This window comes from Enterobacter sp. K16B, from assembly GCF_020216105.1.
Taxonomy (GTDB): domain Bacteria; phylum Pseudomonadota; class Gammaproteobacteria; order Enterobacterales; family Enterobacteriaceae; genus Enterobacter; species Enterobacter sichuanensis.
The window spans coordinates 1-24,532 of sequence record NZ_JAIWJZ010000128.1; the positions used below are offsets into that span (position 1 = coordinate 1).

General features: G+C 54.8%; 24 protein-coding genes and 1 pseudogene. 16 read left to right on the forward strand and 9 right to left on the reverse strand.

Features of this window, described 5'->3' with window-relative positions:
- The 4 genes from LDK53_RS19845 to mntR all read right to left on the reverse strand — a co-directional run.
- Positions 1–474: MFS transporter (locus LDK53_RS19845; RefSeq protein WP_225287881.1), on the reverse strand; the 474-nt coding region annotated here is incomplete at its 3' end.
- Complete coding sequence (locus LDK53_RS19850; RefSeq protein WP_025757278.1) at positions 471–1,565, reverse strand: HlyD family secretion protein; 1,095 nt, start codon at positions 1,563–1,565, stop codon at positions 471–473. The genes LDK53_RS19845 and LDK53_RS19850, both read right to left, overlap by 4 nt.
- 101 nt (positions 1,566–1,666) lie before the next feature.
- A complete protein-coding gene (locus LDK53_RS19855) occupies positions 1,667–2,776 on the reverse strand; it encodes an anion transporter (RefSeq protein WP_225287882.1) in 1,110 nt (369 codons plus the stop codon).
- Positions 2,773–3,246, reverse strand: coding sequence for a manganese-binding transcriptional regulator MntR (mntR, locus tag LDK53_RS19860; RefSeq protein ID WP_025757276.1), 474 nt, complete (start codon positions 3,244–3,246; stop codon positions 2,773–2,775). The genes LDK53_RS19855 and mntR overlap by 4 nt, the downstream gene beginning before the upstream one ends.
- Positions 3,247–3,429: 183 nt before the next feature.
- On the opposite strand from mntR, the gene mntS reads away from it, so the two are divergent.
- Both mntS and LDK53_RS19870 read left to right on the forward strand, forming a co-directional pair.
- The gene (mntS, locus tag LDK53_RS19865; protein ID WP_014831181.1) at positions 3,430–3,558 is read left to right on the forward strand and encodes a manganase accumulation protein MntS; all 129 of its coding nucleotides are present in this window, start codon (positions 3,430–3,432) and stop codon (positions 3,556–3,558) included.
- Positions 3,559–3,841: 283 nt separating this feature from the next.
- Positions 3,842–5,425 carry a phosphoethanolamine transferase gene (locus LDK53_RS19870; protein WP_225287883.1) on the forward strand — a complete coding sequence of 528 codons (1,584 nt, stop codon included), beginning with the start codon at positions 3,842–3,844 and terminating at the stop codon, positions 5,423–5,425.
- A gap of 145 nt (positions 5,426–5,570) precedes the next feature.
- Here LDK53_RS19870 and ompX read toward each other — a convergent pair whose 3' ends face one another.
- Positions 5,571–6,089: an outer membrane protein OmpX gene (ompX, locus tag LDK53_RS19875; RefSeq protein ID WP_025757274.1), complete on the reverse strand. Its 519-nt coding sequence runs from the start codon at positions 6,087–6,089 to the stop codon at positions 5,571–5,573.
- A gap of 354 nt (positions 6,090–6,443) precedes the next feature.
- On the opposite strand from ompX, the gene rhtA reads away from it, so the two are divergent.
- The 6 genes from rhtA (at position 6,444) to ybiO (ending at position 13,041) form a co-directional block, all read left to right on the forward strand.
- The gene (gene rhtA / locus LDK53_RS19880) at positions 6,444–7,331 is read left to right on the forward strand and encodes a threonine/homoserine exporter RhtA (protein WP_025757273.1); all 888 of its coding nucleotides are present in this window, start codon (positions 6,444–6,446) and stop codon (positions 7,329–7,331) included.
- Between the two features lie 299 nt (positions 7,332–7,630).
- Positions 7,631–8,134, forward strand: a complete 504-nt coding sequence (dps, locus tag LDK53_RS19885) for a DNA starvation/stationary phase protection protein Dps (RefSeq protein WP_025757272.1) — start codon at positions 7,631–7,633, stop codon at positions 8,132–8,134.
- A gap of 362 nt (positions 8,135–8,496) precedes the next feature.
- On the forward strand, positions 8,497–9,240 hold the full coding sequence (glnH, locus tag LDK53_RS19890; RefSeq protein WP_025757271.1) for a glutamine ABC transporter substrate-binding protein GlnH: 744 nt from the start codon (positions 8,497–8,499) through the stop codon (positions 9,238–9,240).
- Between the two features lie 84 nt (positions 9,241–9,324).
- The gene (gene glnP, locus LDK53_RS19895; protein WP_003858462.1) at positions 9,325–9,984 is read left to right on the forward strand and encodes a glutamine ABC transporter permease GlnP; all 660 of its coding nucleotides are present in this window, start codon (positions 9,325–9,327) and stop codon (positions 9,982–9,984) included.
- Positions 9,981–10,703, forward strand: a complete 723-nt coding sequence (gene glnQ, locus LDK53_RS19900; RefSeq protein WP_025757270.1) for a glutamine ABC transporter ATP-binding protein GlnQ — start codon at positions 9,981–9,983, stop codon at positions 10,701–10,703. The genes glnP and glnQ overlap by 4 nt, the downstream gene beginning before the upstream one ends.
- Before the next feature lie 124 nt (positions 10,704–10,827).
- Positions 10,828–13,041, forward strand: a complete 2,214-nt coding sequence (gene ybiO, locus LDK53_RS19905; protein ID WP_225287884.1) for a mechanosensitive channel protein — start codon at positions 10,828–10,830, stop codon at positions 13,039–13,041.
- Between the two features lie 45 nt (positions 13,042–13,086).
- Here ybiO and rlmF read toward each other — a convergent pair whose 3' ends face one another.
- On the reverse strand, positions 13,087–13,998 hold the full coding sequence (gene rlmF / locus LDK53_RS19910; protein WP_025757268.1) for a 23S rRNA (adenine(1618)-N(6))-methyltransferase RlmF: 912 nt from the start codon (positions 13,996–13,998) through the stop codon (positions 13,087–13,089).
- 242 nt (positions 13,999–14,240) lie between these two features.
- On the opposite strand from rlmF, the gene mcbA reads away from it, so the two are divergent.
- The 3 genes from mcbA to ybiJ all read left to right on the forward strand — a co-directional run bounded on the left by mcbA (position 14,241) and on the right by ybiJ (position 15,436).
- Positions 14,241–14,507 (forward strand): DUF1471 family periplasmic protein McbA, encoded by a 267-nt coding sequence (gene mcbA / locus LDK53_RS19915; protein WP_025757267.1) that lies wholly within the window; start codon positions 14,241–14,243, stop codon positions 14,505–14,507.
- Between the two features lie 116 nt (positions 14,508–14,623).
- Entirely contained in the window at positions 14,624–14,890 is a 267-nt protein-coding gene (locus tag LDK53_RS19920) for a DksA/TraR family C4-type zinc finger protein (protein ID WP_225287885.1), read from the forward strand.
- 285 nt (positions 14,891–15,175) lie between these two features.
- Positions 15,176–15,436 (forward strand): DUF1471 family protein YbiJ, encoded by a 261-nt coding sequence (gene ybiJ / locus LDK53_RS19925; protein ID WP_025757265.1) that lies wholly within the window; start codon positions 15,176–15,178, stop codon positions 15,434–15,436.
- Between the two features lie 118 nt (positions 15,437–15,554).
- On the opposite strand, the gene ybiB is transcribed toward ybiJ, so the two are convergent.
- On the reverse strand, positions 15,555–16,517 hold the full coding sequence (gene ybiB / locus LDK53_RS19930) for a DNA-binding protein YbiB (protein ID WP_047958080.1): 963 nt from the start codon (positions 16,515–16,517) through the stop codon (positions 15,555–15,557).
- 219 nt (positions 16,518–16,736) lie between these two features.
- Between ybiB and LDK53_RS19935 the strand changes: the two genes are divergently transcribed.
- From LDK53_RS19935 to LDK53_RS19955, 5 genes are all read left to right on the forward strand, one after another.
- Positions 16,737–17,270 carry a fimbrial protein gene (locus tag LDK53_RS19935; RefSeq protein ID WP_225287886.1) on the forward strand — a complete coding sequence of 178 codons (534 nt, stop codon included), beginning with the start codon at positions 16,737–16,739 and terminating at the stop codon, positions 17,268–17,270.
- Between the two features lie 61 nt (positions 17,271–17,331).
- The gene (locus LDK53_RS19940; RefSeq protein ID WP_225287887.1) at positions 17,332–18,006 is read left to right on the forward strand and encodes a molecular chaperone; all 675 of its coding nucleotides are present in this window, start codon (positions 17,332–17,334) and stop codon (positions 18,004–18,006) included.
- A gap of 72 nt (positions 18,007–18,078) precedes the next feature.
- The gene (locus LDK53_RS19945) at positions 18,079–20,574 is read left to right on the forward strand and encodes a fimbria/pilus outer membrane usher protein (RefSeq protein WP_225287888.1); all 2,496 of its coding nucleotides are present in this window, start codon (positions 18,079–18,081) and stop codon (positions 20,572–20,574) included.
- A 15-nt stretch (positions 20,575–20,589) separates the two neighbouring features.
- Positions 20,590–21,579 (forward strand): fimbrial protein, encoded by a 990-nt coding sequence (locus tag LDK53_RS19950; RefSeq protein ID WP_225287889.1) that lies wholly within the window; start codon positions 20,590–20,592, stop codon positions 21,577–21,579.
- Positions 21,580–21,589: 10 nt separating this feature from the next.
- Complete coding sequence (locus LDK53_RS19955; RefSeq protein ID WP_095450008.1) at positions 21,590–22,090, forward strand: fimbrial protein; 501 nt, start codon at positions 21,590–21,592, stop codon at positions 22,088–22,090.
- Here LDK53_RS19955 and dinG read toward each other — a convergent pair.
- Together dinG and LDK53_RS19965 are read right to left on the reverse strand one after the other, a co-directional pair.
- Positions 22,077–24,254 carry an ATP-dependent DNA helicase DinG gene (gene dinG, locus LDK53_RS19960; protein WP_225287890.1) on the reverse strand — a complete coding sequence of 726 codons (2,178 nt, stop codon included), beginning with the start codon at positions 24,252–24,254 and terminating at the stop codon, positions 22,077–22,079. The two genes, LDK53_RS19955 and dinG, sit on opposite strands and share 14 nt — an antisense overlap.
- A gap of 95 nt (positions 24,255–24,349) precedes the next feature.
- A pseudogene (locus LDK53_RS19965) lies at positions 24,350–24,532 on the reverse strand (ATP-dependent RNA helicase RhlE); the annotation flags it as partial.

The following is a 24,532-nucleotide window of genomic DNA, read 5'->3' on the forward strand; positions in this document are numbered from 1 at the left end:
CGGGCCGAGTACCGGGGCAACGATAATCGCAATGGACGAGAGCCCACACGCTTTGCCCCGATCCTCCGGCTTGAAGTAGTCGAGCAGTACCGACTGCTGGGTAGGCTGCAGGCCGCCGCCAAAGAAGCCCTGCATTACGCGAAACAGAATGATCTGCCACAGCTCGGTGGCAATCCCGCACAGGAACGAACAGACCGTAAACATCACGATGCAGATCAGGAAGAACTGCTTACGACCAAACACCCGGCTGAGAAACGCCGAGATGGGCAGCACAATGCCGTTCGCGACCAGATAGCTGGTTAACACCCAGGTGGATTCGTCGTAGCTGGAGGAGAGCGACCCCGCCACGTGGGGCAGCGCCACGTTGACGATGGTGGTGTCGAGGATCTCCATAAACACCGCCAGGGTGACGACAATCGCCACCGCCCACGGATTACTGGCGGGTTTCCAGTTGTCGTGGCTGTGATCCGTCATTCCACCGTCACCTTCGGTGCCACCGACAGCCCCAGCGGCAGCGGTTTGTTCGGATCGAGCCCCTTATCAATCACGATTTTCACCGGCACGCGCTGCACAATTTTGACAAAGTTACCGGTGGCATTTTCTGCCGGGAAGGCGGAGAAACGCGAGCCGCTCCCCTGCTGGATACTGTCGACATGCCCCTCAAGTTCCATATCCGGCCATGCGTCCACGGAGACGGTGACCTTATCACCCGGCTTCATCCGCTCAAGCTGCGACTCTTTGAAGTTCGCCACCACCCATACGTTCGGGGAAACCAGCGAGAACAGCGCCGTTCCCGCCTGCACCAGCGTGCCGGGCTGCACGTTGCGTTTGGTGACAAACCCGTCGAACGGGGCGCGGACTTCGGTGTAAGAGAGGTTCAGATTGGCCGTTTCCAGCTGCGCTTTGGCCTGCTCGACCTGACGCTCGCGCGCTTCAACGTTGGTTTCTTGCTGGCGGATTTGCAGCTGTACCTGCTCTGCCACTTCCAGCTGCGCCTGGGCGCTGGCCAGACCCGCCTGGGCACTGCGCAGCTGCGCATTCGCGGAATCAATACTTTGCTGGGTGGTCGCACGCGGGTCGACGCCGCGCTGGCGGCGATACTCTGCCTGCGCGTTCGCCAGATCGGCCTGCGCTTTCAGCACCTGCGCTCTGGCCTCATCACGCTGGGCGGGATACTGCACTCTGGAGAGCGCCAGCTGCGCCTGGGCCTGATGCAGCTGCGCGATAGCCAGCCCAAGCTGGGCCTGAGCCTGATCGCGCTGTGCGGTGGTATCCCGCGGATCGATGACAACCAGCAGATCGCCCTTTTTCACGCGCTGGTTATCGCGCACGCGCAGCTCGGTGACATAACCTGCCGTTTTGGGGGCAATCGTCACCACGTCACCGTCGGTGAAGGCGTCGTCGGTTGTCTCTTCGTTACGGGTTAAAAACCACCAGACCAGCGCCACAACAACCATGATCACCACGACAATGCCGAGGATGATTAACGGTTTTTTGCCCGGACGCTTACGCTCATTATTGTTTTTGTCCTGCTCGTCAGCAGGCGGATTTTGATCTTCAGCCATAGGTCAGCAACAGTCCTGTCAGTGAGCGGCATCACACTATGCCGTTCACTAAAGCTAGGACGTTGCTATACGTTTGCCAGGAAAAACTGACAAATTGCGCACTATATGAGAAGGAATATTCCGAAACCGATCGTCGCGGCCCAGATCAGCATCGGAAGCGACCAGAGATGGAAGCGCCACCAGATACGGCGATCGTTCGCCATCCGCAGGGCAATCAGGTTGGCAAGCGATCCAGGCAGCAGCCCAAACCCGCCAATGTTAACGGCCCAGGCCAGCAGCGTGTCCGGCGGAACGTAGTTGAGCAGCAGAATGGTGGAAGGCACGTTGCTGATAACCTGCGACAGGCCAATCGCCGTCAGCCACAGTCCCGGCTGAGACAGCGTACTGACGCTGTGCAGCACGTTTTGCAGCACCGGAAGCTGGATGAGCAGATGCACATCAATAAACATCACCATAAAGACCAGCAATAGCGTCCAGTCCACGCTCACCAGCACGCGACGTGCCAGCACGACAAACCCCGCCGCCACGAGCAGCACGCCCGCCAGCTCATACTTCAGCTCCAGCGCGAACAGGAAGACGATGTATAGCCCAAGGCAACTCCAGACCAGACGAGGCTGCCACTGCGGGCCGGTTGTACCGCTGTGGTATTGCAGTTTTTTATCCGGAAACGCAAACCAGCACACCGCCAGCAGCGACGCCATCATCACCAGTGCCAGCGGTGCCATCTGCCAGGTGAATGCGGCGAACGACAGCCCGGAACGCCCCCAGAGAAGGATATTTTGAGGGTTGCCGACAGGCGTTAACAGCGAACCCGCGTTGACGGCCAGCGCTTCAAAGATGATCAGCCGGCTAACCGGGATCTCGCACAGCTTACGCAGGGTGAGCGTGAGGGGCACGATAATAAACAGCGCCACGTCGTTAGTCAGAAACGTCGACAGTACCGCGGCGGAGAAGACCATAAACAGGGACAGCCTGCGCTCGGTGGCAAAGCGGCGCACCATTTTACGTCCCAGCACGTCAAAATAGCCGCTCAGCTCGACCCCTTTGGTGAGCATCATTAAGCCGCTCAGGGTAATAATGGTGCGCCAGTCAATCGCAGCAGGCCAGGCGTGCGGCGCAAACGGCACAAAGAGGCTTAACCCTGCGCCAGTGATCAATAACAGATGAAAGAAGCGATCGCGTGCCAGGGCCTGCAGTCCAGGGATTTTCATTCAGCGGAGGGACCATATTTAAGGGTAAATTCGCGAAACTTCACCAGCGTCTCTTCGCTGACGTGGTGTTCCATACCTTCCGCATCCCGGCGGGCAATCTCCGGGCTGACGCCCAGCACCAGTAAAAAATTCTCGACAAGCTGATGGCGCTCGCGGCTCTCCTGCGCGAGTTTCTCCCCTTCCGGCGTCAGGAAAACCCCGCGCCAGGGGATCATTTCGATCAACCCCACAGAAGCCAGCCGTTTTAACATCTTCGCAACGGTTGGTTGCGATACCCCCAGCCTGGCGGCCATATCGACCTGGCGCGCTTCCCCAACCTCACGGATCAGATCGGAAATGAGTTCAACATAATCATCAATCAGTTCACGCCGGTGCGCTTCACGGACCTGGCGAAAACCTTCGACATGTTCTTCAACATTCACCAGTTGCGTCGTTTTCCTCATTGCTGGCTTACCTGCGCGACGGTTCATTGTACTTCCTCAGTGGGGTGACGCTTCCAGCGCCCGGTATCGAGAGCGCACATTGTAAACCATAGCTCTGTAAGCACAAAAAATTAACGAAATAGCCATAGCTATACAATATAGCCTGTGCTATATCTGTATGTAATGCAGTCACCCTTCACGGATCGAAGGGATCAAAAATCAGGAGGTCTTATGAACGAATTCAAGAGGTGTATGACCGTGTTTACCCACTCTCCTTTTAAAGTGCGCTTAATGCTGTTGAACATGCTGTGCGATATGTTTAACAACAAACCGCATCAGGACGACAAACCTTCCCACTAAGCGGCGTTGCGGTACGCCGCGTCATTTTCCCGTCACACTCTCGCTGTAAACTGGCTTTTAGCCGCCCTATTCCCGATCTTTTTTACGGATTTGCAATCCCCTTCGCAAAACATCTGCTTAGCAACTGTTGATATTATTTAGCGCTCGCACTATCTTCTTGCAGCCCTGCACAATTTGCGGCTCGCTGAAGCGGACCCTCATTCCCTCTCCACGCACTGTCAGGCAGGTTATGACCCTTGACGCCAGGGTGAGCACATGGCGTTTTCATCCATGATAGTGACCTATGAATTTAACCCTGATAGATACCGTTGTGACCCGCAGTCGGGCCTTAAGCCCGTGGACGGGATTTTACTTTTTGCAGTCATTACTGATTAACTTTGCACTCGGTTATCCCTTTAGTCTGCTCTACGCAGTGGCTTTTACCTGCATTCTGCACCTGCTGTGGCGAACCGCGCCACGTGCGCAAAAAGCGTTAATCGGCATTTGTTCGCTGGTTGCTGCGCTCTATTTTCCGTTTGGTCAGGCGTACGGCTCGCCAAACTTTAATACCCTGCTGGCGCTGCACTCGACCAACATGGAAGAGTCGACGGAGATTCTGACGATCTTCCCGTGGTACAGCTACGTGGTCGGGCTCTTTATCTTCGCGTTGGGCGTTATCGCCATTCGTCGTCAGTCTGACGAGAAAAAATCCTGGGGTAAGATCGAAGTACTCTGTCTGGTGTTCAGCGTTGCCGTGGCGTTTGTCGCCCCCATCCAGAATATTCCCTGGGACGGCAAGCTAAGGCTGATCAATGTAGGCTATCCGGTTTTCCGCTTCGTGAAAGATGTGGTGGTGAACAATAAAGAGGTGCTCGACGAACAGGCGCGTATGGCTGAGCTTTCCAATATGAAAGACACCTGGAACGTGCTGGCGGTGAAGCCGAAATATCACACTTATGTGGTGGTGATTGGTGAAAGCGCGCGTCGCGATGCCATGGGGGCGTTTGGCGGGCACTGGAATAACACCCCGTTTGCTGATTCGGTCAAGGGGACCTTGTTTACCGATTATGTCGCGGCCAGCGGCTCGACGCAGAAATCGCTCGGCCTGACCCTTAACCGGGTGGTGGATGGCAAACCCCAGTATCAGGATAATTTCGTCACTCTGGCAAACCGCGCAGGTTTTCAGACGTGGTGGTTCTCCAATCAGGGGCAAATTGGCGAATACGATACCGCCATCGCCAGCATCGCCAAACGGGCTGATGAAGTGCAGTTCCTGAAAAACGGTGATTTTGAAGCCGATAAAAACACCAAAGACGAAGCTTTGCTTAAGATGACGGCGCAGGTCTTTGCCACCCAGCGCACGCAGCCTCAGCTGATTGTCCTGCACCTGATGGGGTCACACCCGCAGGCGTGCGACCGTACTGGCGGGAAGTACGCGGAGTTTGTGCAGTCCAAAGAGACCTCGTGCTATCTCTACACCATGACGCAAACCGACGACCTGCTCAGCAAGCTGTACGAGCAGTTACGCAATACAGGCGACAGCTTCTCCATGGTCTATTTCTCGGATCACGGGCTGGCGTTTAAAGAGCGCGGCAAAGAGGTGCAGTATCTGGCGCACGATGACAAGTTCCAGCAGAACTTCCAGGTACCGTTTATGGTGCTGTCGAGTGATGATAAAACGCACCGCATCATTAAAGCGCGTCGTTCGGCAAATGACTTCCTGCAGTTCTTCTCGCAGTGGACGGGGATTACTGCCGAACAGATAAAAAATGCTTACCCGTTTGTCTCAAACAAGAAAGCGCCCCCAGTATACGTTACCAACTTCAAGTTACAGAAAGTTGACTACAACCATCTGGGTACGGATATTTTTGATATTAAGAGTAAGTAGCGGCCTGATGCCCTCACCCTGGCCCTCTCCCACGGAGAGAGGGAAAAAACAGTAAAAACGGCAACCCATGGTTGCCGTTTTGCTTTTACCTTGCAAAAAAAAATCCGCCACAGTGGGCGGATTTTTTATTTAATCACCGAAGTGATTAGAAGCGGTAACCTACGCCCGCGATCCAGGTGCCAACGTCAACGTTGCGGATACGGCTCTGCTCATAGGAGAAGTCCAGAGCAACGTCCTGGATTGGGTTGAACTGCAGGCCTGCGCCATAGGAGAAGCCATAGTCGCTGTTGCTTGCAGTGCGGTTCAGACCTTCGTTTTCGGTCTGCTGGAATTTACCGTAGCCAACACCAACAACACCGTAGATGCTTGCCCAGTCATTCAGACGGTAAGCTGGACCTGCGGTGATACCGTAGTATTGACCTTTGTTGTATGCGCCGTTTTCAGAACGATCTTTCTCGGTGTAGGTGAAAGAACCGATCACGCCCAGTGGGTTGTTATCCTGCTCGTAACGATACTTCAGGTTGAAACCGTTAGCTTTGTTCATCACGCCCTGCATATCGCTCTGAGCGTAACCACCAGTTACAGTAGAAGTAGCAGCTACAGCGGTACCTGCGGAAACAGCCAGTACAGCGGCCAGTGCTGAAAGACATGCAATTTTTTTCATAACCACCTCAAATGTGCTTCAAGTAAGTCCGTAAGTTTTAAATATATCAAAAAAATTTGCGAAACTCTTTGTGATTCGTGATGTCTAACGAAGCCTTTCCTGTAACAGAACGTTTCCATCGACAGTTATCTTATTCAAATCACAAAGGATTTCTGCTGCAAAACGCCAATAGTGCGCGTCAATGCCGTTACATTCATCCAGATTATTCCTAATCTGACAGGCGATAAAACCAGCAGTGCTTATCTATTTTACGGATTTTCCCTGGTTTTTTTTCAACAGTAGCTCAACCGTTGCGCCATATTTCCATTACACTGCGGCTTTTACCCTTTTTGACAAAACATGACAGGAGAAAGGATGCCAGGGTTATCCCGCAGGTCATCGGTCTGGATGCCGGTTGCTGTAATACTGATTGCGATGTTGTCCATTCAGAGCGGCGCATCACTCGCGAAATCACTCTTCCCGCTGGTGGGCGCACCGGGCGTGACGGCGCTGCGTATCGCATTAGGCACCCTGATCCTCGTGGTCATCTTTAAACCCTGGCGGCTGCGCGTCCAGAAAGCGCAGCGACTTCCGCTGCTTTTCTACGGACTGGCGCTGGGGGCAATGAACTATATGTTCTATCTCTCTATCCAGACCATTCCTCTGGGTATTGCCGTCGCGCTGGAATTTACCGGCCCGCTGGCAGTGGCGCTTTTCGCGTCCCGGCGGCCTGTTGACTTTATCTGGGTGATATTAGCCGTTCTGGGATTATGGTTCCTGTTACCGCTGGGCCAGAACGTCTCCGAGATCGACCTGACGGGGGCCGCGCTGGCTCTGGGGGCGGGTGCCTGCTGGGCGGTCTATATCCTTACGGGTCAACGTGCCGGGGAAGAGCATGGGCCGGCGACCGTCGCGCTGGGGTCATTAATAGCGGCCATCATCTTTGTGCCGCTCGGCATGGCGCAGGCCACGGAGTCCATCTGGCAATGGTCAGTGATGCCGGTTGGGCTCGCTGTCGCTGTTCTCTCGACTGCGCTGCCCTATTCGCTGGAGATGATTGCCCTCACCCGCCTGCCCACGCGCATCTTTGGTACGCTGATGAGCATGGAGCCCGCGCTTGCCGCTATCTCCGGGATGATCTTCCTCGGTGAAACCCTGACCTTTACCCAGACGCTGGCACTGTGCTCCATTATTGCGGCCTCTATGGGCTCGACGCTCACCATGCGTCCCGAGTCAAAAGTTCAGAAAGTAGACCTTAGCTAATGACGTATATTCTGCATGGCTTCATTGTCATGCAGAATAAATGCCAGGGAGAAAACCCTTATATTTCCTGACATGCTTTGTCACAAAGAAGACATATTCTCCTCGTACCCAAAGCGGTAAGCAGAATTAAGATTGATCTGCATCAATTCCAGAATCCTCCTTTTCTATCAGTGAGTTAAAAATACAACGCACTTCTTGCTATTAAACCAATAGGCACAGCCAGACCGCAGGGAAAAAATCCGGTGCTATACTTAGTTCCGTAATTACCTGGGACATAAACATCAAGAGGATATGAGATTATGAGTACCGCTAAACTGGTGAAAACGAAAGCGTCTAATCTGCTTTATACCCGTAACGATGTATCGGACAGCGACAAAAAAGCAACGATTGAGTTGCTCAATCGCCAGGTGATCCAGTTCATCGATCTTTCGCTGATCACCAAACAGGCCCACTGGAATATGCGCGGTGCAAACTTTATTGCCGTTCATGAAATGCTGGATGGCTTCCGCACAGCACTGGTGACCCACCTCGATACCATGGCCGAACGTGCTGTGCAACTGGGCGGTGTGGCGCTGGGTACCACGCAGGTGATCAACAGCAAAACGCCACTGAAAAGCTATCCGCTGGATATCCATACCGTTCAGGAGCACCTGAAAGAGCTGGCGGACCGTTATGCCATCGTGGCAAACGATGTGCGTAAAGCCATCAGCCAGGCGAAAGACGAAGATACCGCAGACATCTTCACTGCTGCCTCCCGCGACCTGGATCAATTCTTGTGGTTTATCGAATCTAACATCGAATAATTCATACGAATTATCTATTAAGCCCTCGCCCACTGGCGAGGGTTTTGCACATCTATGGTGCACACTTTTTGCCTGAGACCGTGCAAAAGTGAAGAAATTGTAATAATCACCTCACACAACCGTTAACGAAAGATTGTTTTTTCGTCAGAATTTCCGCTAAATGTCTCCCCGTCAGTTGCACCAAACCAGACGCACCAAAACAGTGCTCCACATTGGTGCAACAGAACGCCATTGCCACGTTTATTGTGCAATGCATGACATCATCCCCTTTACAAAACAATAGCTTGTAAAGTTGGCACGATTTTTTCATTGTGCCACGTGTTCTCGCAGGGGATCGCCCCGTGGATATAAAAGGAAATGCTATGAAGTCTGTATTAAAAGTTTCACTGGCTGCACTTACCCTGGCTTTTGCGGTGTCCTCTCAGGCTGCCGACAAACTGGTTGTGGCGACCGACACGGCGTTCGTTCCGTTTGAATTCAAACAGGGTGATAAATACGTTGGTTTTGATGTGGATCTGTGGGCCGCTGTCGCAAAAGAACTCAAGCTGGATTACACCCTGAAGCCAATGGACTTCAGCGGCATTATCCCGGCACTGCAAACCAAAAACGTAGATCTGGCGCTGGCGGGTATCACCATCACTGATGAGCGTAAAAAAGCGATCGACTTCTCTGACGGCTACTACAAAAGCGGCCTGTTGGTGATGGTCAAAGCCGATAATAACGACGTAAAAAGCGTGAAAGATCTCGACGGCAAAGTGGTTGCAGTGAAGAGTGGCACCGGTTCTGTTGATTACGCCAAAGCGAATATCAAAACCAAAGACCTGCGTCAGTTCCCGAACATCGATAACGCCTACATGGAACTCGGCACCAACCGCGCTGACGCGGTTCTGCACGACACGCCTAACATCCTGTACTTCATCAAAACGGCGGGCAACGGCAAGTTCAAAGCGGTGGGTGAGTCTCTGGAAGCACAGCAGTACGGTATCGCCTTCCCGAAAGGCAGCGACGAGCTGCGCACCAAAGTTAACGGCGCGCTGAAAACGCTGAAAGAGAACGGCACTTATAACGAAATCTACAAAAAATGGTTCGGTACCGAGCCTAAATAATAAGACGTAAAAATGATGTTCACTCGGGGGCGACCTTTCGCCCCTGATATTTTTGAAACACGGTAACAGTAACAGGAAATTATCATGCAGTTTGACTGGAGCGCCATCTGGCCTGCCATTCCACTCTTGCTTGAAGGCGCTAAAATGACCCTGTGGATTTCGGTCCTGGGTCTGGTTGGTGGGTTGATTATCGGTCTTGTCGCCGGTTTCGCCCGCACCTACGGCGGCTGGATTGCAAACCACATCGCACTGGTATTCATCGAAGTGATCCGCGGCACGCCCATTGTCGTGCAGGTCATGTTCATTTATTTCGCCCTGCCGATGGCGTTCACCGACCTGCGCATCGACCCGTTCAGCGCCGCCGTCGTCACCATTATGATCAACTCAGGCGCCTACATTGCGGAAATCACCCGCGGTGCGGTGCTGTCGATTCATAAAGGTTTCAGTGAAGCCGGTCTGGCGTTAGGTCTTTCTCGTCGCGAAACGATCCGTCACGTTATTCTGCCGCTGGCGCTGCGCCGCATGCTGCCGCCGCTCGGTAACCAGTGGATCATCAGCATTAAAGATACGTCGCTGTTCATTGTTATCGGCGTGGCTGAGCTGACCCGTCAGGGCCAGGAGATCATCGCTGGCAACTTCCGTGCGCTGGAAATCTGGAGTGCGGTAGCCGTTGTCTACCTGATCATTACTCTGGTTCTGAGCTTCGTTCTGCGTCGTCTTGAAAGAAGGATGAAAATCCTGTGATTGAATTTAAAAACGTTTCCAAGCACTTTGGCCCAACCCAGGTGCTGCACAATATCGATCTGAGCATCAAACAGGGTGAAGTGGTGGTGATTATCGGGCCGTCCGGCTCCGGTAAATCGACCCTGCTGCGCTGCATCAACAAGCTGGAAGAGATCACCAGCGGCGATCTGATCGTCGATGGTCTGAAGGTGAATGACCCGAAAGTGGATGACCGTCTGATTCGTCAGGAAGCGGGCATGGTGTTCCAGCAGTTCTACCTGTTCCCGCACCTGACGGCGCTGGAAAACGTGATGTTTGGCCCGCTGCGCGTGCGCGGCGCCAACAAAGCGGCGGCCGAAGCGCTGGCAAAAGATCTGCTGGCGAAAGTGGGTCTGGCAGAGCGTGCGCACCACTACCCTTCTGAGCTCTCCGGCGGCCAACAGCAGCGTGTGGCGATTGCCCGCGCGCTGGCGGTTAAACCGAAAATGATGCTGTTTGATGAGCCAACCTCAGCGCTTGACCCAGAACTGCGTCATGAAGTGCTGAAGGTCATGCAGGATCTGGCCGAAGAAGGGATGACGATGGTTATCGTGACCCATGAAATCGGCTTTGCGGAGAAAGTGGCTTCCCGTCTGATCTTTATTGATAAAGGCCGTATCGCGGAAGACGGTAACCCGCAGGAATTAATCGCGAATCCGCCGAGCCCGCGTTTGCAGGAGTTCCTGCAGCACGTCTCCTGATCCACCGCGTTACGCTGAGCCGGGCATGCCCGGCTTTTTTACGCCAGATTGTTCTCAAAAATCCTCCTCTGCGTCCCGACTTCTATACTTATCATTTTGTTCGACATTTTCACCGGAGGACGCCGTGCCGTGGATCCTGTTGCTGTTGATAAGCCTGTTTAGTGCGCCATCGTTCGCCGTTGCGATCCCCGGCGTCACCACCGGAACGACCGCGACGAAGGAAAATACGCCGCCACCTGAGCCCGATGTCGAACAGAAAAAAGCCGCCTACAGCGCCCTTGCCGACGTCCTTGAGAACGATGCTTCCCGCCAGGAGCTCATCAGCCAGCTGCGAAAAGTCGCCGCCACGCCGTCGCAGCAACCGGTCCCTGACATCATCCCTCCGCAGGTGGAGGAGCAAAAAACGGTGCTGGAAAACGTCACCGACGTCAGCCGCCACTATGGGGAAGCCCTCTCCTCACGCTTTGCCCAGCTCTATCGTAATCTGATTGGCTCACCGCATAAGCCCTTTAACCCACAAACGTTTACCGTCGCCGCCACGCAGTTTCTGATGCTGGCGGGCGCAGTATTTCTTTTTTACTGGCTGGTGCGCCTGAGCGCGTGGCCGCTGTACCGCAAAATGGGGCAATGGGGTCGCAGGAAGAATCAGCAGAGAAGCAGCTGGCTCCACCTGCCGTTGATGATCGCGTCAGCGTTTATCATCGATTTACTGCTGCTGGCGCTGACGCTGTTTTTAGGCCAGATGCTGGCCGACAGGCTGAATGCGGGCAACAAAACCATCGCCTTCCAGCAATCGCTGTTCCTCAATGCGTTTGCCCTGATTGAGTTCTTCAAGGCACTGCTGCGGCTACTGTTTTGCCCCCACGTGCCGGAACTGCGTCCTTTTTCCATACGGGATGAGAGCGCGAAATACTGGGCGCTGCGTCTGAGCGTGCTCAGCGGGTTAATTGGTTATGGTCTGCTGGTGGCCGTGCCGATCATCTCGAACCAGGTGAACGTCCAGTTTGGCGCGCTGGCAAATGTGGTGATCATGCTGTGCATTACCGTCTGGTCGCTGTACCTTATCTTCCATAATAAAAAGATCATCACCGAGAGTCTGCTGCATCTGGCCGATCGCTCCCTCTCGTTCTTTAGCCTCTTTATTCGCGCCTTCGCCCTCGTGTGGCACTGGCTGGCCAGCGCCTATTTCATTGTGCTGTGCTTCTTTTCGCTGTTCGACCCGGGTAACAGCCTGAAATTTATGATGGGTGCCACATTCAAAAGCCTGGCCATTATCGGCATCGCGGCGTTTGTGTCGGGCCTGTTATCCCGCTGGATATCAAAAACCATCACCCTCTCACCGCAGGTGCAGCGCAATTACCCGGAACTGCAAAAACGGGTGAACGGCTGGATGTCAGTCTCGCTCAAGGTCGCGCGCATCCTGACCGTCTGCGTGGCGATTATGCTGCTGCTCAACGCCTGGGGGCTGTTCGATTTCTGGAACTGGCTGCATAACGGCGCCGGGGAAAAGACCGTCGATATTTTAATTCGTATCGCGCTGATCCTGTTCTTCTCTGCCGTCGGCTGGACGCTGCTGGCAAGCCTGATAGAGAACCGTCTGGTCTCTGACATTCACGGCAGGCCGCTGCCCAGCGCGCGTGCCCGCACGTTGCTGACGCTGTTCCGCAATGCGCTGGCGGTAATTATCAGTACCATCACCATCATGATTGTGCTGTCCGAGATTGGCGTGAATATCGCCCCGCTGCTGGCCGGTGCCGGTGCGCTGGGGCTGGCGATCTCCTTCGGGTCGCAGACGCTGGTGAAGGATATTATTACCGGCATCTTTATCCAGTTTGAGAACGGGATGAATACCGGCGATCTGGTGACGATTGGGCCGCTCACCGGCACGGTGGAGCGCATGTCCATCCGATCTGTCGGCGTGCGTCAGGACACCGGGGCGTACCATATTATTCCCTGGTCTTCGATCACTACCTTCGCCAACTTTGTGCGCGGGATTGGTTCCGTCGTGGCGAACTACGATGTGGATCGTCATGAGGATGCAGACAAAGCGAAGCAGGCGCTGAAAGATGCGGTAGAGGAGTTGATGCAGATGGAGGATATTCGCGGGCTGGTGATTGGCGAGCCATCATTTGCCGGCATTGTCGGGCTGACGAATACGGCATTTACCCTTCGCGTCTCCTTCACCACCCAGCCGCTGAAGCAGTGGACAGTTCGCTTCGCCCTCGACAGCATGGTGAAGAAACACTTTGATCTGGCAAATGTAAGGATGCCGGTGCAGACATATCAGGTCTTGTCACCGCCCGCCTCACCGCTCCCTCCTCAGGAGCCGACGCTGTGACCGAGCCGGGTGGCGGCTTCGCCTGACCCGGCCTACGACAGCGTGTTATTTGCGACGTTTGTTATCGTCCATAAACGACCAGGCGATAAAGCGGCTCTGTTTCTGGCCCTGCGCCATCTCTTTTTTCACCACTTTGACGGCACCGGCTTCGGTCAGCGCGCGGTACAGTGGCGGCAGGTTATCTCCCCGGGAAACCAGCGTTGTGAACCACTTCACCTGACGGGCAAACTGCTTGCTTTCTGCGATCATGCGCAGGATGAACGCGACTTCGCCCCCTTCACACCACAGCTCCTGCTGCTGGCCGCCAAAGTTCAGCGCAGCGTCTTCCGCCTGACCGAGATTGCGGCGCTTGCGCTCGCTGCCCGCGCGGGCGGCGGCGGCTGAATCATGGAACGGCGGATTGCACATCGTCGCGTCGTAGCTTTCATTTTTATGGATAATGCCGTTGAAGATAGAGGCGGCGTCTTTCTGACGACGCAGGCGAATAGCACGGCTTAATCCCGGGTTAGCGCTGATAATGGCCTGGGCGCTGGCGAAGGCCTCAGCACCGATTTCGCTTCCGGTGAAGCGCCAGTGATACTCATGCGCGCCGATCAGCGGATAAATCAGGTTCGCGCCGGTCCCGATATCGAGCACGGAAGCGTTCTGGGGTACCACGCCGTCACGATCGTCTGCGAGGAGATCGGCAAGATGGTGCACATAATCCGCGCGGCCTGGTACAGGCGGGCAGAGAAAGCCTTCCGGAATATCCCAGTGCGCCACACCGTAAAAATGCGCCAGCAGGGCTTTGTTCAGCATTTTAACCGCCTGCGGGTCAGCAAAGTTAACCGACGGTTCACCTGCTGGGGTCTGAACAAGGTAATCCTGCAGCGGCGGGCAGCTCAGGCATAACGCCTTCATGTCGTAGCGGCTGCGATGGCGATTTCGCGGGTGCAATCCCGGCTTTTGGGAAGTCATGGCATTCTCCTTTAAACAGCGGCGTAAGATACCCTTTGCTGGCCCAACGGTAAATCTTTCTCTTCTGCGCTTAAAAAAACGTCATAAATCAAACACCTTTATGTCTATGATCTGTCAGCGAATTGTCAATTAACATCGTTCAAAAAATAAGCAGATCATCATCAAATATTTGCGCCTAATCACACTCGTCCGGCTTCTAAACTTAAAGGGAATCACCTGTTGTTTCCCCTGAGGATGTGATTATGAAAAAATATCTGACCCTTGTCGTTGTTGCCGGTGTTCTGGCCACCGCGTCATTTTCTGCCATGGCCGTTCAGTCACTGACCCAAAGTACCGATACCAGCCAGCTCCGCCCTGCGGGCACCGTGTCGGTGAGCCGTGCCAGCAACCTTGACGATCTGCAAAATAAACTGGCTGAAAAAGCCCGCGAGGAAGGTGCGAAAGGCTTCGTGGTAAATTCCGCCGGTGGCGATAACCACATGTATGGCACAGCAACCATCTATAAATAGTCTCCCCTTCTGAGAATCACTGCATCTGGCCGACAGGTGCAGTTCTCATCCCCTGTCTTGATTGCACATTTTTTGACCCCATATGACTCAGATACCCCCCGCGTGAGGAGAATGCCATGGCTTCCGGATGGGCGAATGACGACGCCGTTAACGAACAGATCAACAGTACAATTGAAGATGCCGTTGCCCGCGCTCGCGGCGAAATTCCGCGCGGTGAGAGCTTAACGGAATGTGAAGAATGTGGAGAGCCCATCCCGGAGGCGCGGCGTAAAGCCATTCCCGGCGTGCGGTTATGCATCTCATGTCAGCAGAATAAAGATTCGAAAAATGCATCTCATTCGGGATATAATCGCAGAGGATCGAAAGACAGCCAGTTACGATGACTTTCCTTTACCTAAGTAAACCCCGAAAGTGCGTTCCTTTACGCTCACGATTTTTTGCCCGCCGCGTAGCAAAATGTGCCCTTCATCACGCCTCTGTAAAGCGCAGCGACAAGAAATGTAAATCCCTCTTCTGAATTTATTAATATTCAATAAGTTATTTGTCATTCAATTTTTTTGAGCAATCACGTCAATTCTCTTCGATTTTATCTGTCGGAAAAAAGCGTGATACTTATCACATCGACGGAACATCGTCCCCTTAACAGAATAACCTGCGAGAGATTAATTATGAAAACCATCAAATATGCTGTTGCTGCTGTTGCCCTGTCTGCTCTGTCTTTTGGTGCATTCGCTGCAGAACCTGTTTCTCCAGCTCAGGCGCAAAACATGAATAAAATCGGTGTGGTGAGTGCAGAAGGCGCGACCACGCTGGACGGTCTGGAAGCCAAACTGGCTGAGAAAGCGGCAGCTGCCGGTGCAAGCGGATACAGCATCACTTCCGCGAACACCAATAACAAGCTGAGCGGTACTGCGGTTATCTACAAATAATCGACTGAATGAATGCTGTCCCCTCGCCATACCCTCTGGTGAGCTGCTCCAACCCTCATTGACCCTGTTGTTTGTTACCCTTGCTTGCCCGTCCGCCACTGGACGGGCTTTTTTTTGTCTAAAACGCCTGCGCCACGCGTGCAAGCCCGGCCTCGACTGACTCCACCTCTCCGGTCGCCAGCAAACAGCAGGCCATCTGGAGTTTGATCGAATGCGGAACAGGCACATTTCCGGCCAGACACTGCTCAATCCAGTGCGCGGTGGTATGCGGATCCTTTGCCTCAGGCACTATCACGCCGACATTCTCTTCCTGACGTTCCAGTACGGGCCGCGTGCCTGCGGGATCGATTAAGACCAGCTGCGGACAGCGCTGCGGGTTGGCGTAAACCTCCCCTTCTGTGCCGTGCATCAGCAGTGCCCTGCCGCCAATCTCCTCAAAGAAAGTGCCTACGCGCGTCACGTACTCCGGATGCGACACGCTGGAGAGGCGCAGGGCATCCGCTTCGCCAAAGGGGGTGGCGAGTTTCGCCAGCGTGTGCGCGCTGTTGCGCACACCCATGCGCCAGCGCATATCCAGCTGCTTTTCCAGCGGCGGGCAGAGTGCCTTCACCGGAATATAGACTGGCTGATGGCCGTCCAGCTTCGCCTGCGCCTGGCCGGCGTGCAGCGTCGGTTCAATACCTAACATGCCAAAGATGGTCTCCGTCAGCACGCGCGTGGGATCTTCGCTGACGCCATGGACCACCACCGGAAAGCCCAGCTTGTGCAGCAGAATCGCCAGCAGAGGGGTGAGATTCGCCTGCTTGCGCGCGCCGTTATAGGTGGGGATGACAATCGGCATCGGTTTTGCCACCGGGGGGGTTAAACGCAGCGTTTGCGCCTGCATTGCTTCATAGAAGCCGCGCATCTCCGCTTCGCCTTCGCCTTTAATACGGAGCGCAATCAGGATACCGCCCATCTCCAGATCGGGAACATCGCCGTTGAGCATATGGGTGTACAGGGCACGGGCCGTTTCCTGATCCAGGTCGCGGGCATGGTTTTTTCCTCGCCCTACCTCTTTGATAATTTTACGATAATCCACGACATCTCTCCTTGCGGCTCTTTGCAGATACTATAGCCCTGATAAATGCCTGGCGGGTAATCATTTTCCTCTCCCCGCCCCGCCGAAGGCGCTTCGAGGGTAAAAATGGTCTGAAGTTAAATTGAACGAAAGATAGTTCTCAGCGATAGTTCCTGCCGAATTAATCAGCCACGTGATGATTAATACCCGAAGTGTCCTATTTTCATTCAGAGGATTTAAATGAAAAAATTAATTATTGCGGGGATCGCTGCCGGGATAGCATGTGCTTCCGTTTCTGCTTTTGCATCCAGTGGTGAGGGTCAAATTAATTTCACAGGTGAAGTTATTGACTCGGCATGTACGGTTGTAAACGGATTAAGCAATCCACTTACCGTATCATTAGGTAAGGTTGCGAAATCGGCATTTACCGGAAGTGGTTCGACGACGTCGACTACTCGCTTTAGTATTCAACTTAAAAATTGTCCCGATACTGTTACCAGCGCCTCGGTAACATTCGGCGGGACACCTGATGGTAACAATAAGGATATCCTTGCTGTGACGTCAGGAACCGGTACCGCGTCAGGAGTGGGTGTTCAGTTGCTGGATAAAACGCAAACCCCACTGAGTTTATATACGTCTTCCGCTGCGTATACCCTCACGTCAGGTACTACAACGAACGATCTGGAGTTTGGTGCACGCTATATCCAGACCGGAGGAACCGTTTCCGCCGGCGTGGCGAATGCTGCATCCACCTTCACCATCGTTTACAACTAATAAAACAGATATTAGCTACCCCAGTGGCTAATATCTGTTATTTCTTGATGACGGTTTCACTATGCGAAAATATCTTCTGGCCTCCTCCTTTTTATTTATTGTCTCTGTCGCACATGCCGGTATTACTATCGGCGGTACGCGCGTGGTCTATCCAGAAAATAAAAAAGAGTCTTCCATTGGAATCACCAACCCGGACAACCTCGACTACCTTGTCCAGTCATGGGTGGAAACGGAAGAAAACGCACGCGAGAAAGCCCCGTTCCTGATCACGCCGCCCCTGTTCCGCCTTGACGGAAAGCAGGAAAACGTGCTGCGTATCATCAGAACCGGGGGGAATTTACCCGCCGATCGCGAATCGCTGTTCTGGTTGAATATTAAATCCATTCCCTCTTCCGAGCGCAATGCAAACATCAACACGCTGCAGATCGCGATTAAAACCCGAATTAAATTGCTGTATCGCCCGGCGAGTATTAGCGGTAATCCGGAAGATATGACCACGCAATTATCCTGGCACATGCGGGGAAATCAGCTGATTATCGAAAACCCCACACCGTTTTATATGAATTTCCAGGAAATAAAACTCGACGGTAAAAAAGTTGACAAAGCCACCTATGCCGCACCGAAAAGTGAAACGGTTTTCACCACCCCGGGAAATATAACTGCACATACCGTGAGCTGGAAAATCATCAATGACTACGGCGGTATTAGCCAGTCATATTCTGCGCAAATTAAATAACCGCTGGATTCGCTAAACATCATTATGAGCTGGGAATATTCCACCGAACCACCCAAACAACACGGGCGCTCAATGCTGATTGCATTGGGTTGTACCCTGTTGGGTGTTTGTGTGCAAAAAGTTCTGGCCGATGATTATTTCAACCCGGCGCTGCTGGATATTGACAACCCGAGCCAGGGAAAGACTGACCTGAGTATCTTTGAGATTGGCCCAGGCCAGGCGCCGGGTAAATACCACGTCGACGTGTTCGTTAACAACAATAAAGTTTCAGCCAAAGAGATTGAATTCACGCTGAAAAAAGACGCCAGCGGAAAATCAACGCTGCAGCCGTGCCTGAGCGCGGCTCAGTTAAAAAGCTTCGGCATTAATATCGATAAATACGTGCAGGACGATAAGGCCCAATGTATTGATCTGAGCCTCATCCCCTCCGCCAGCGCAACGTTTCATGTTAATCCCCAGCAATTGCTGTTAAGCATTCCGCAGACCGCGATTACCCAGGTCCCGCGTGATTACGTCGACCCGCAGGAATACGACGAGGGAATAAACGCCCTGCTGCTGAATTACAGCTTCAGCGCCGGGAACAACCGCGGCAAAGGTGAAAACAGTACCGATCAGCACAGTGAATTTCTTAACCTGCGTCCGGGCCTTAACCTCGGGGCGTGGCGTTTACGGAACTACTCCACCTGGAGCAAAACCAGCAGTGACGGTGACGCGGAGAGTGCGTTTTCCTCCGTCTATACCTATGCCCAGCGCGATATCGTGCCGCTTGGCGGTAACGTCAAATTCGGGCAAAGCTCTTCCCCTGCGGACGTTTTTGACAGCATCTCTTTCACCGGGGCGCAGATCGCCTCGGACGACGATATGCTGCCGGACAGCATGAAAGGGTTTGCGCCAGTGATCCGCGGTACCGCGCACAGTAACGCTCAGGTGATTGTCCGCCAGAACGGTTACGTCATTTACCAGAATTATGTCGCTCCCGGCGCGTTTGAGATTAACGACCTCTACCCCACCGGCGGGAGTGGAGATTTGAACGTCACCGTGAAAGAGACGGACGGCAGCGAACAACATTTTGTCGTGCCCTACGCGTCGGTGCCGGTATTGCAGCGTGAAGGCCACTTTAAATACAGTCTTACCGCGGGGCGCTATCGCAGCTATGACAGTGACGTCGAGAAAACGCCGTTCATCCAGGGGACCGCAATCTACGGTTTGCCTTATGGCTTTACGGCCTACAGCGGCGTGCAGGCCAGCCAGTACTACGATGCGCTGGCGCTGGGGTTCGGGAAGAACATCGGCGAGCTCGGCGCGTTTTCAGTGGATGTCACCGACGCCAGATCGGTGATGCAGGACCAGGATGCCACCCACGGTCGCTCCTGGCGCATCCGCTACAGCAAAGATTTCGCCACCACTGGCACCCATTTTTCCATTGCCGGCTATCGCTATAACAGCAAGGGGTTCTACACCCTGCAGGACACCCTGGATTCCCATACCCGTAATGATGACTGGGAAACCCCGGATACCCGGCGCAGCCGTGAAGAGGCCACTGTCGACCAGTCGCTCGGCGGCACGTTTGGTTCGCTGACGTTAAGCCTGGTGAAAGAGAACTACTGGAACGCAAGCCAGGGGATGACCTCCCTGAGCCTCGGCTACAACAACGCCTGGCACGGGATCAGCTACGGTCTGAGTTACGGGCTGGATAAAAACACGCGTGACGGCAGTGACGATAATAATGAGAAAACCAGCGAACAGACCCTCGCGTTCAACGTCTCTGTTCCCCTCGGTCGCTGGCTCAGCAACACCTGGGTGAACTACAACCTGAACAGCACCAGACACGACACAACCCAAAGCGTAGGCCTGAACGGCACCGCGCTGGCGGGCAATAATCTCAGCTGGGGCGTGCAGCAGGGCCACAGCCAGAGCAGCGGCGACAGCACCAGCCTGAACGGCGATTACAAAGGTACCTATGGTGAAGTGAGCGCCGGCTATTCGCAGGATAACCAGCAGCAACAGCTCAACATCGGTCTTCAGGGCAGTGTGATTGCCCATGCTCACGGCATCACCCTCGGTCAACCAATGGGTGAGACCGCAGCGCTGGTGGAAGCGCCGGGCGCAGACGACACGAACATCACCAACCAGACAGGCGTGAATACTGATTTCCGCGGCTACGCCATTGTGCCGTACGTCACGCCATATCGACATAACACCCTCGCGCTGAATACCGAGACCCTGCCGGGCAATGCGGATATTGACCAGGCCGCGAAAACAGTGACGCCAACGCGCGGCGCGATTGTGCGCGCGCATTATGAAACCCACGTCGGCAGCCGGGTGTTGATGACCTTAACACGCGCGGATGGTCGGCCGATTCCGTTTGGAGCAACGGCCTCGCAGGCCCATCAGGATGGTGAATTTATTGTCGGTGACGGCGGTCAGGTCTACCTGACCGGTATGCATGAGCAAGGCACGGTGAAGGTCAGCTGGGGAAAAACCGCCGACAGCCACTGTACCGCGGCGTATCACCTGCCGGCGAAAGACGACAGTGCGGTTCTTAACATCACGGCGCAATGCGTATGACTTTTCTGGGGAAAAATGAACATGTTTAAATATGCCTTTGCGCTGCTGGTGCTCCTCACCAGCGTATGTCTCATGCCGCATGCCCATGCGGCGACAACCTGCGACAGTGCCGATCTGCCCTATAACATTAATGTCGGCACGCTGTCCGTTCCAACAACCCTCGACACGGGCAGCGTCATTCCGGGATCCGCAAAGACGCACACCGTCAGCGGCAGCTGCACCGGAACGCTTGCAAACCATACCCTTATTGCCTGTTATTACGGGACGGGAGCTGAAGTGCCGGGCATGCCAGGCGTTTATGCCACCAATGTTGACGGCATCGGCATTGAGCTCCTGAACAGCAGCGGGCAGGTCGTTCGCGGAACGGGGTATACCTGTGACTCAAGCGCTACGCCGGTAGGCAGTGTCAGCAGCGACAGCGGGCAAACATTCTCTTTCACCTATACCGAACGGTTAATTAAAACTGCCTCACACATTGGCGCGGGGACGGTTTCCAGTGCGCAGGATCCGTTTGGATTCGGGATATATAACTCAGTCGGTATTTCTGGCACCCGTAATACCAGCCACTATTCCACCACGATTTCGGAGAGAACGGCCACCTGCTCCATTGACCCGCTCAATCTGACGGTCACGCTAGGGGACTTCCCGGTCTCACAATTTACCCATGTGGGCAGTTATACGGCATGGAAATCATTCAATATCACCGCAACCTGTACTGAAACGGTCAATCTTACCGCGTCGGTCACCAGCGCGAATGGCTATAACAGCCAGTATCCTGATGTCCTGAACCTGACGCCTGGCAGCGGTAGCGCCACGGGTATCGGCGTGAGAATGCTGCTTGACGGCGTCGATCTTCGCTACAACTACCCTATTCCGGTGGGCGGAAGTACCGAGCCCAACGTGCCCGACGTCATCCCCTTTTCCGTTCAGTATTACCAGACCAATGCCACCGTAACGGCCGGAACAGCCAATACCGTTGCCACCATCGATCTTGAATATCAGTAAGGATGAACCGATGAAACCGCTTTTGTACTGTCTTTTACTGGCGACTCTCCCGGTGGCCGCAACCGACGTCACCGTCAATATTGCAGGGAATATTTACGATACCACCTGCCAGGTGGACAGCAGCAGCCAGAACATGGTGGTCGATCTGGGTCAGACACTTTCCAGCGATTTCAAATCCGTCGGTGATACCGGAAGATGGAAAAATTTTGACCTTCTCCTGACAAATTGTCCTGCCAGCCTGATGGTCGCCACCATCACGGTCAATGGCCAGCCGGACGCAAAGCATCCCAACAAGTACGCCAACACGGGAACAGCAGGTGGCCTCGCCCTTGAACTGGCAGACCGGATAGATTTTATCACCCTCGCCCCACAAGCCAGTTTCAACACGATGATAAATGGCTCAACCCATACTGCTGATTTTCCGATGGCCGCACGCTATTACGCAACGTCGATGCCGGTAACGGCTGGCACCTTCAGTAGCGTTGTTCAGGCCACCTTTACTTACCAGTAGGACCGCGCCCCTTAGCACGGATGCTTTTCCGACGCCCGGCAGTCTGCTTTGCCGGGCGTTTTTTTATTTCCGGTACCTCCGGCTGTTCTATCGGGAACACCGGTAAGGCATTCAGCAGCCGCTGGCCGTAGTTTTTGGTGAGCAGACGTTTGTCATAGATAACGACCTCCCCCCAGCAGCCGTGGCTTCGGATGAGGCGTCCCACCTGCTGAATCAGGTTAAACGACGCTGCCGGTAAGCTTTGCACCTCAAACGGATAGCGGTTCAGGCTCTTGAGCCACTCCCCTTCGGTGATCACCACCGGGCTGTCGATCGGCGGGAAGGCGATTTTATGGATATGCACCTGCGTCAGGTAATCCCCTTTGAGATCCAGCCCTTCAGCGAACGACTGCAGCCCCACCAGCACGCTGCGCTCACCGCCATCGATGCGCTTGCGGTGCGTTTCCACCAGCCGGTAGCGCGGCTGGTCGCCCTGCACCAGCAGGAGTAAACGCAGGTCGGTGACGTGCTCAAGGAACCGTTGCATGGCGCGCCCACTGGCAAACAGCACCAGCATCCCGGGGTATTTTTTGCTCTCGACCTGCTCGCGGAAGTAGGCCGCCATCTCCGCGATGTGCTGCTCTTCGTTGTCAATCAGCGGCTCGTATTTCATGCGGGGAATAACCAGCTTGCCCTGCTCGCAGTGATTAAATGGCGAGTCCAGCGCCACAAAGCGGTCGCCCGCTTTTTCTCTCAGGCCGCTCATCTCCTGCAGACGCGAGAAACTGTTAAGGGAGCGCAGGGTCGCAGAGGTGACCACCACGTGCGGCACGCTGCGCCAGATCAGCTTTTCCAGCTGGTCGGCCACGCGGATGCCCACGCAGTGGAAAAAGAGATGCACCTGCCCGTCGCGCACTTCGCGGGTGACCCATTTGGTAACCGGCGCGCCGGAGGCCTGCGCCATTGAGGCCAGCCGCCAGAGCTTGCTCTGCGCTTCGAACATCCCCAGCGCGCGGTTCATCTGCAGCAGAATGCGGTGCAGGCGCACGACGTCGTGGGTGCCCGTTTTCTCGCTGAGATCGTTTAAGAACAACTCTGCCAGACCGCGCAGCTTTTCCAGTTGCTTCGCCAGCTGCTGGCAAATCTCCATCACCTCTTCCGGCAGCTCTCCCATGGCGAAGCGGTGCTCGGCCTCCTGGGCTGCCGGAAGATAAAGATTCAAAATGTTGTTGAGCGAGGCAATCAGGCCGTAGACCTCTTCGCAATGGTCGCTCAGCCGCTCGGGCACCGCCAGCGGGGGCGTGGTTTTCGGACGGAACTGCTCCATGCAGGTTGCCACCAGCTTGCAGAAGAGATCGAGCTGCAGACGGAACCAGGGCGCGGTGATTTCGGCGCTCATCTCCAGCGCGTCCCGCGCCACGTCCGGCAAATGGTGGCCTTCATCGAGCACCAGCAGCAGATTTTTGGGCTCCGGCAATACGGCTTCGCTCTCCAGCGCGGCCATCACCAGCGCATGGTTGGCGACCACCACTTCCGCTTCCTGAATCTCGCGGCGGGCAACAAAGAACGGGCACTCCCGGTAGTAGTGGCAGTTGCGGTTGAGGCAGCTCGCTTTATCGGTGCTGAGCCTGCGCCATAAGTCGTCGCTAATGGCCTGGCTGGTGTGATCGCGCAGGCCGTCCCACCTATAGCCGTCGAGGTCGGCTTTCAGTTTTGCACACTGCTCCTGCTCGACCTTGTTGTTCGGCGTCAGCTCGTCATCGAGAAACGCCAGCAAATCTTGCTGACTGGGTTCACGGCTGGCGAGCGCGGCCAGGTTGCGCGGGCACACGTAGCGCCCGCGCCCAAACGCCGCGGTGAAACGCAGGTCGGGGATAATTTTGCGCAGCAGCGGCAGGTCCTTGCTGAAGATCTGATCCTGCAGCGCCACGTTGGCGGTGCTGACCACCAGCGTTTTGTCCTCTTCACGGGCAATCGCGATGCCGGGAATGAGATACGACAAGGTCTTACCGACGCCGGTCGGGGCTTCAATCGCCAGATGTCGCCCGTCGTCCCCGGCGAGCGTTTTTGCCACATCAGCAATCATCTGCCGCTGCGGCGCTCGGGGGATAAAATCGGGGATCTGCTGCTGTAGCGCCTTGTACCAGGCACCAATCTGCGCTTTGAGCGCCGCGGTTAACGCCATTTTAAACCTGAAACACTGTATAAACAGCCACTATTGTGGCACTTTCTGATGGCTGCCGCAAAAGAAAAGCCCGGCTTTACGACCGGGCTTCCAGATTACTGCGGGTTAGCAGGTTTGCGCGGGCGGCGTCGGCGCTGCCCTTCCCCTGCAGGCTTGCCTTCACCACTGCGCCACGGATTTTCACCGGCGGGTTTGGCCTCGTTGTTACGACGCGGAGGTTTGCCCGATGATTTCGGCGCACCGCCTTCACCACGACGTGGCTGCTGGCCACGACCGCC

What these genes read in the sequence shown, in the direction of transcription:
- LDK53_RS19850 (WP_025757278.1), bottom strand. Translation starts at nt 1,565, where the DNA reads ATGGCTGAAGATCAAAATCCGCCTGCTGACGAGCAGGACAAAAACAAT.
- LDK53_RS19855 (WP_225287882.1), bottom strand. Translation starts at nt 2,776, where the DNA reads ATGAAAATCCCTGGACTGCAGGCCCTGGCACGCGATCGCTTCTTTCAT.
- mntR (WP_025757276.1), bottom strand. Translation starts at nt 3,246, where the DNA reads ATGAACCGTCGCGCAGGTAAGCCAGCAATGAGGAAAACGACGCAACTG.
- mntS (WP_014831181.1), top strand. Translation starts at nt 3,430, where the DNA reads ATGAACGAATTCAAGAGGTGTATGACCGTGTTTACCCACTCTCCTTTT.
- LDK53_RS19870 (WP_225287883.1), top strand. Translation starts at nt 3,842, where the DNA reads ATGAATTTAACCCTGATAGATACCGTTGTGACCCGCAGTCGGGCCTTA.
- ompX (WP_025757274.1), bottom strand. Translation starts at nt 6,089, where the DNA reads ATGAAAAAAATTGCATGTCTTTCAGCACTGGCCGCTGTACTGGCTGTT.
- rhtA (WP_025757273.1), top strand. Translation starts at nt 6,444, where the DNA reads ATGCCAGGGTTATCCCGCAGGTCATCGGTCTGGATGCCGGTTGCTGTA.
- dps (WP_025757272.1), top strand. Translation starts at nt 7,631, where the DNA reads ATGAGTACCGCTAAACTGGTGAAAACGAAAGCGTCTAATCTGCTTTAT.
- glnH (WP_025757271.1), top strand. Translation starts at nt 8,497, where the DNA reads ATGAAGTCTGTATTAAAAGTTTCACTGGCTGCACTTACCCTGGCTTTT.
- glnP (WP_003858462.1), top strand. Translation starts at nt 9,325, where the DNA reads ATGCAGTTTGACTGGAGCGCCATCTGGCCTGCCATTCCACTCTTGCTT.
- rlmF (WP_025757268.1), bottom strand. Translation starts at nt 13,998, where the DNA reads ATGACTTCCCAAAAGCCGGGATTGCACCCGCGAAATCGCCATCGCAGC.
- mcbA (WP_025757267.1), top strand. Translation starts at nt 14,241, where the DNA reads ATGAAAAAATATCTGACCCTTGTCGTTGTTGCCGGTGTTCTGGCCACC.
- LDK53_RS19920 (WP_225287885.1), top strand. Translation starts at nt 14,624, where the DNA reads ATGGCTTCCGGATGGGCGAATGACGACGCCGTTAACGAACAGATCAAC.
- ybiJ (WP_025757265.1), top strand. Translation starts at nt 15,176, where the DNA reads ATGAAAACCATCAAATATGCTGTTGCTGCTGTTGCCCTGTCTGCTCTG.
- LDK53_RS19935 (WP_225287886.1), top strand. Translation starts at nt 16,737, where the DNA reads ATGAAAAAATTAATTATTGCGGGGATCGCTGCCGGGATAGCATGTGCT.
- LDK53_RS19940 (WP_225287887.1), top strand. Translation starts at nt 17,332, where the DNA reads ATGCGAAAATATCTTCTGGCCTCCTCCTTTTTATTTATTGTCTCTGTC.
- LDK53_RS19945 (WP_225287888.1), top strand. Translation starts at nt 18,079, where the DNA reads ATGCTGATTGCATTGGGTTGTACCCTGTTGGGTGTTTGTGTGCAAAAA.
- LDK53_RS19950 (WP_225287889.1), top strand. Translation starts at nt 20,590, where the DNA reads ATGAACATGTTTAAATATGCCTTTGCGCTGCTGGTGCTCCTCACCAGC.
- LDK53_RS19955 (WP_095450008.1), top strand. Translation starts at nt 21,590, where the DNA reads ATGAAACCGCTTTTGTACTGTCTTTTACTGGCGACTCTCCCGGTGGCC.
- dinG (WP_225287890.1), bottom strand. Translation starts at nt 24,254, where the DNA reads ATGGCGTTAACCGCGGCGCTCAAAGCGCAGATTGGTGCCTGGTACAAG.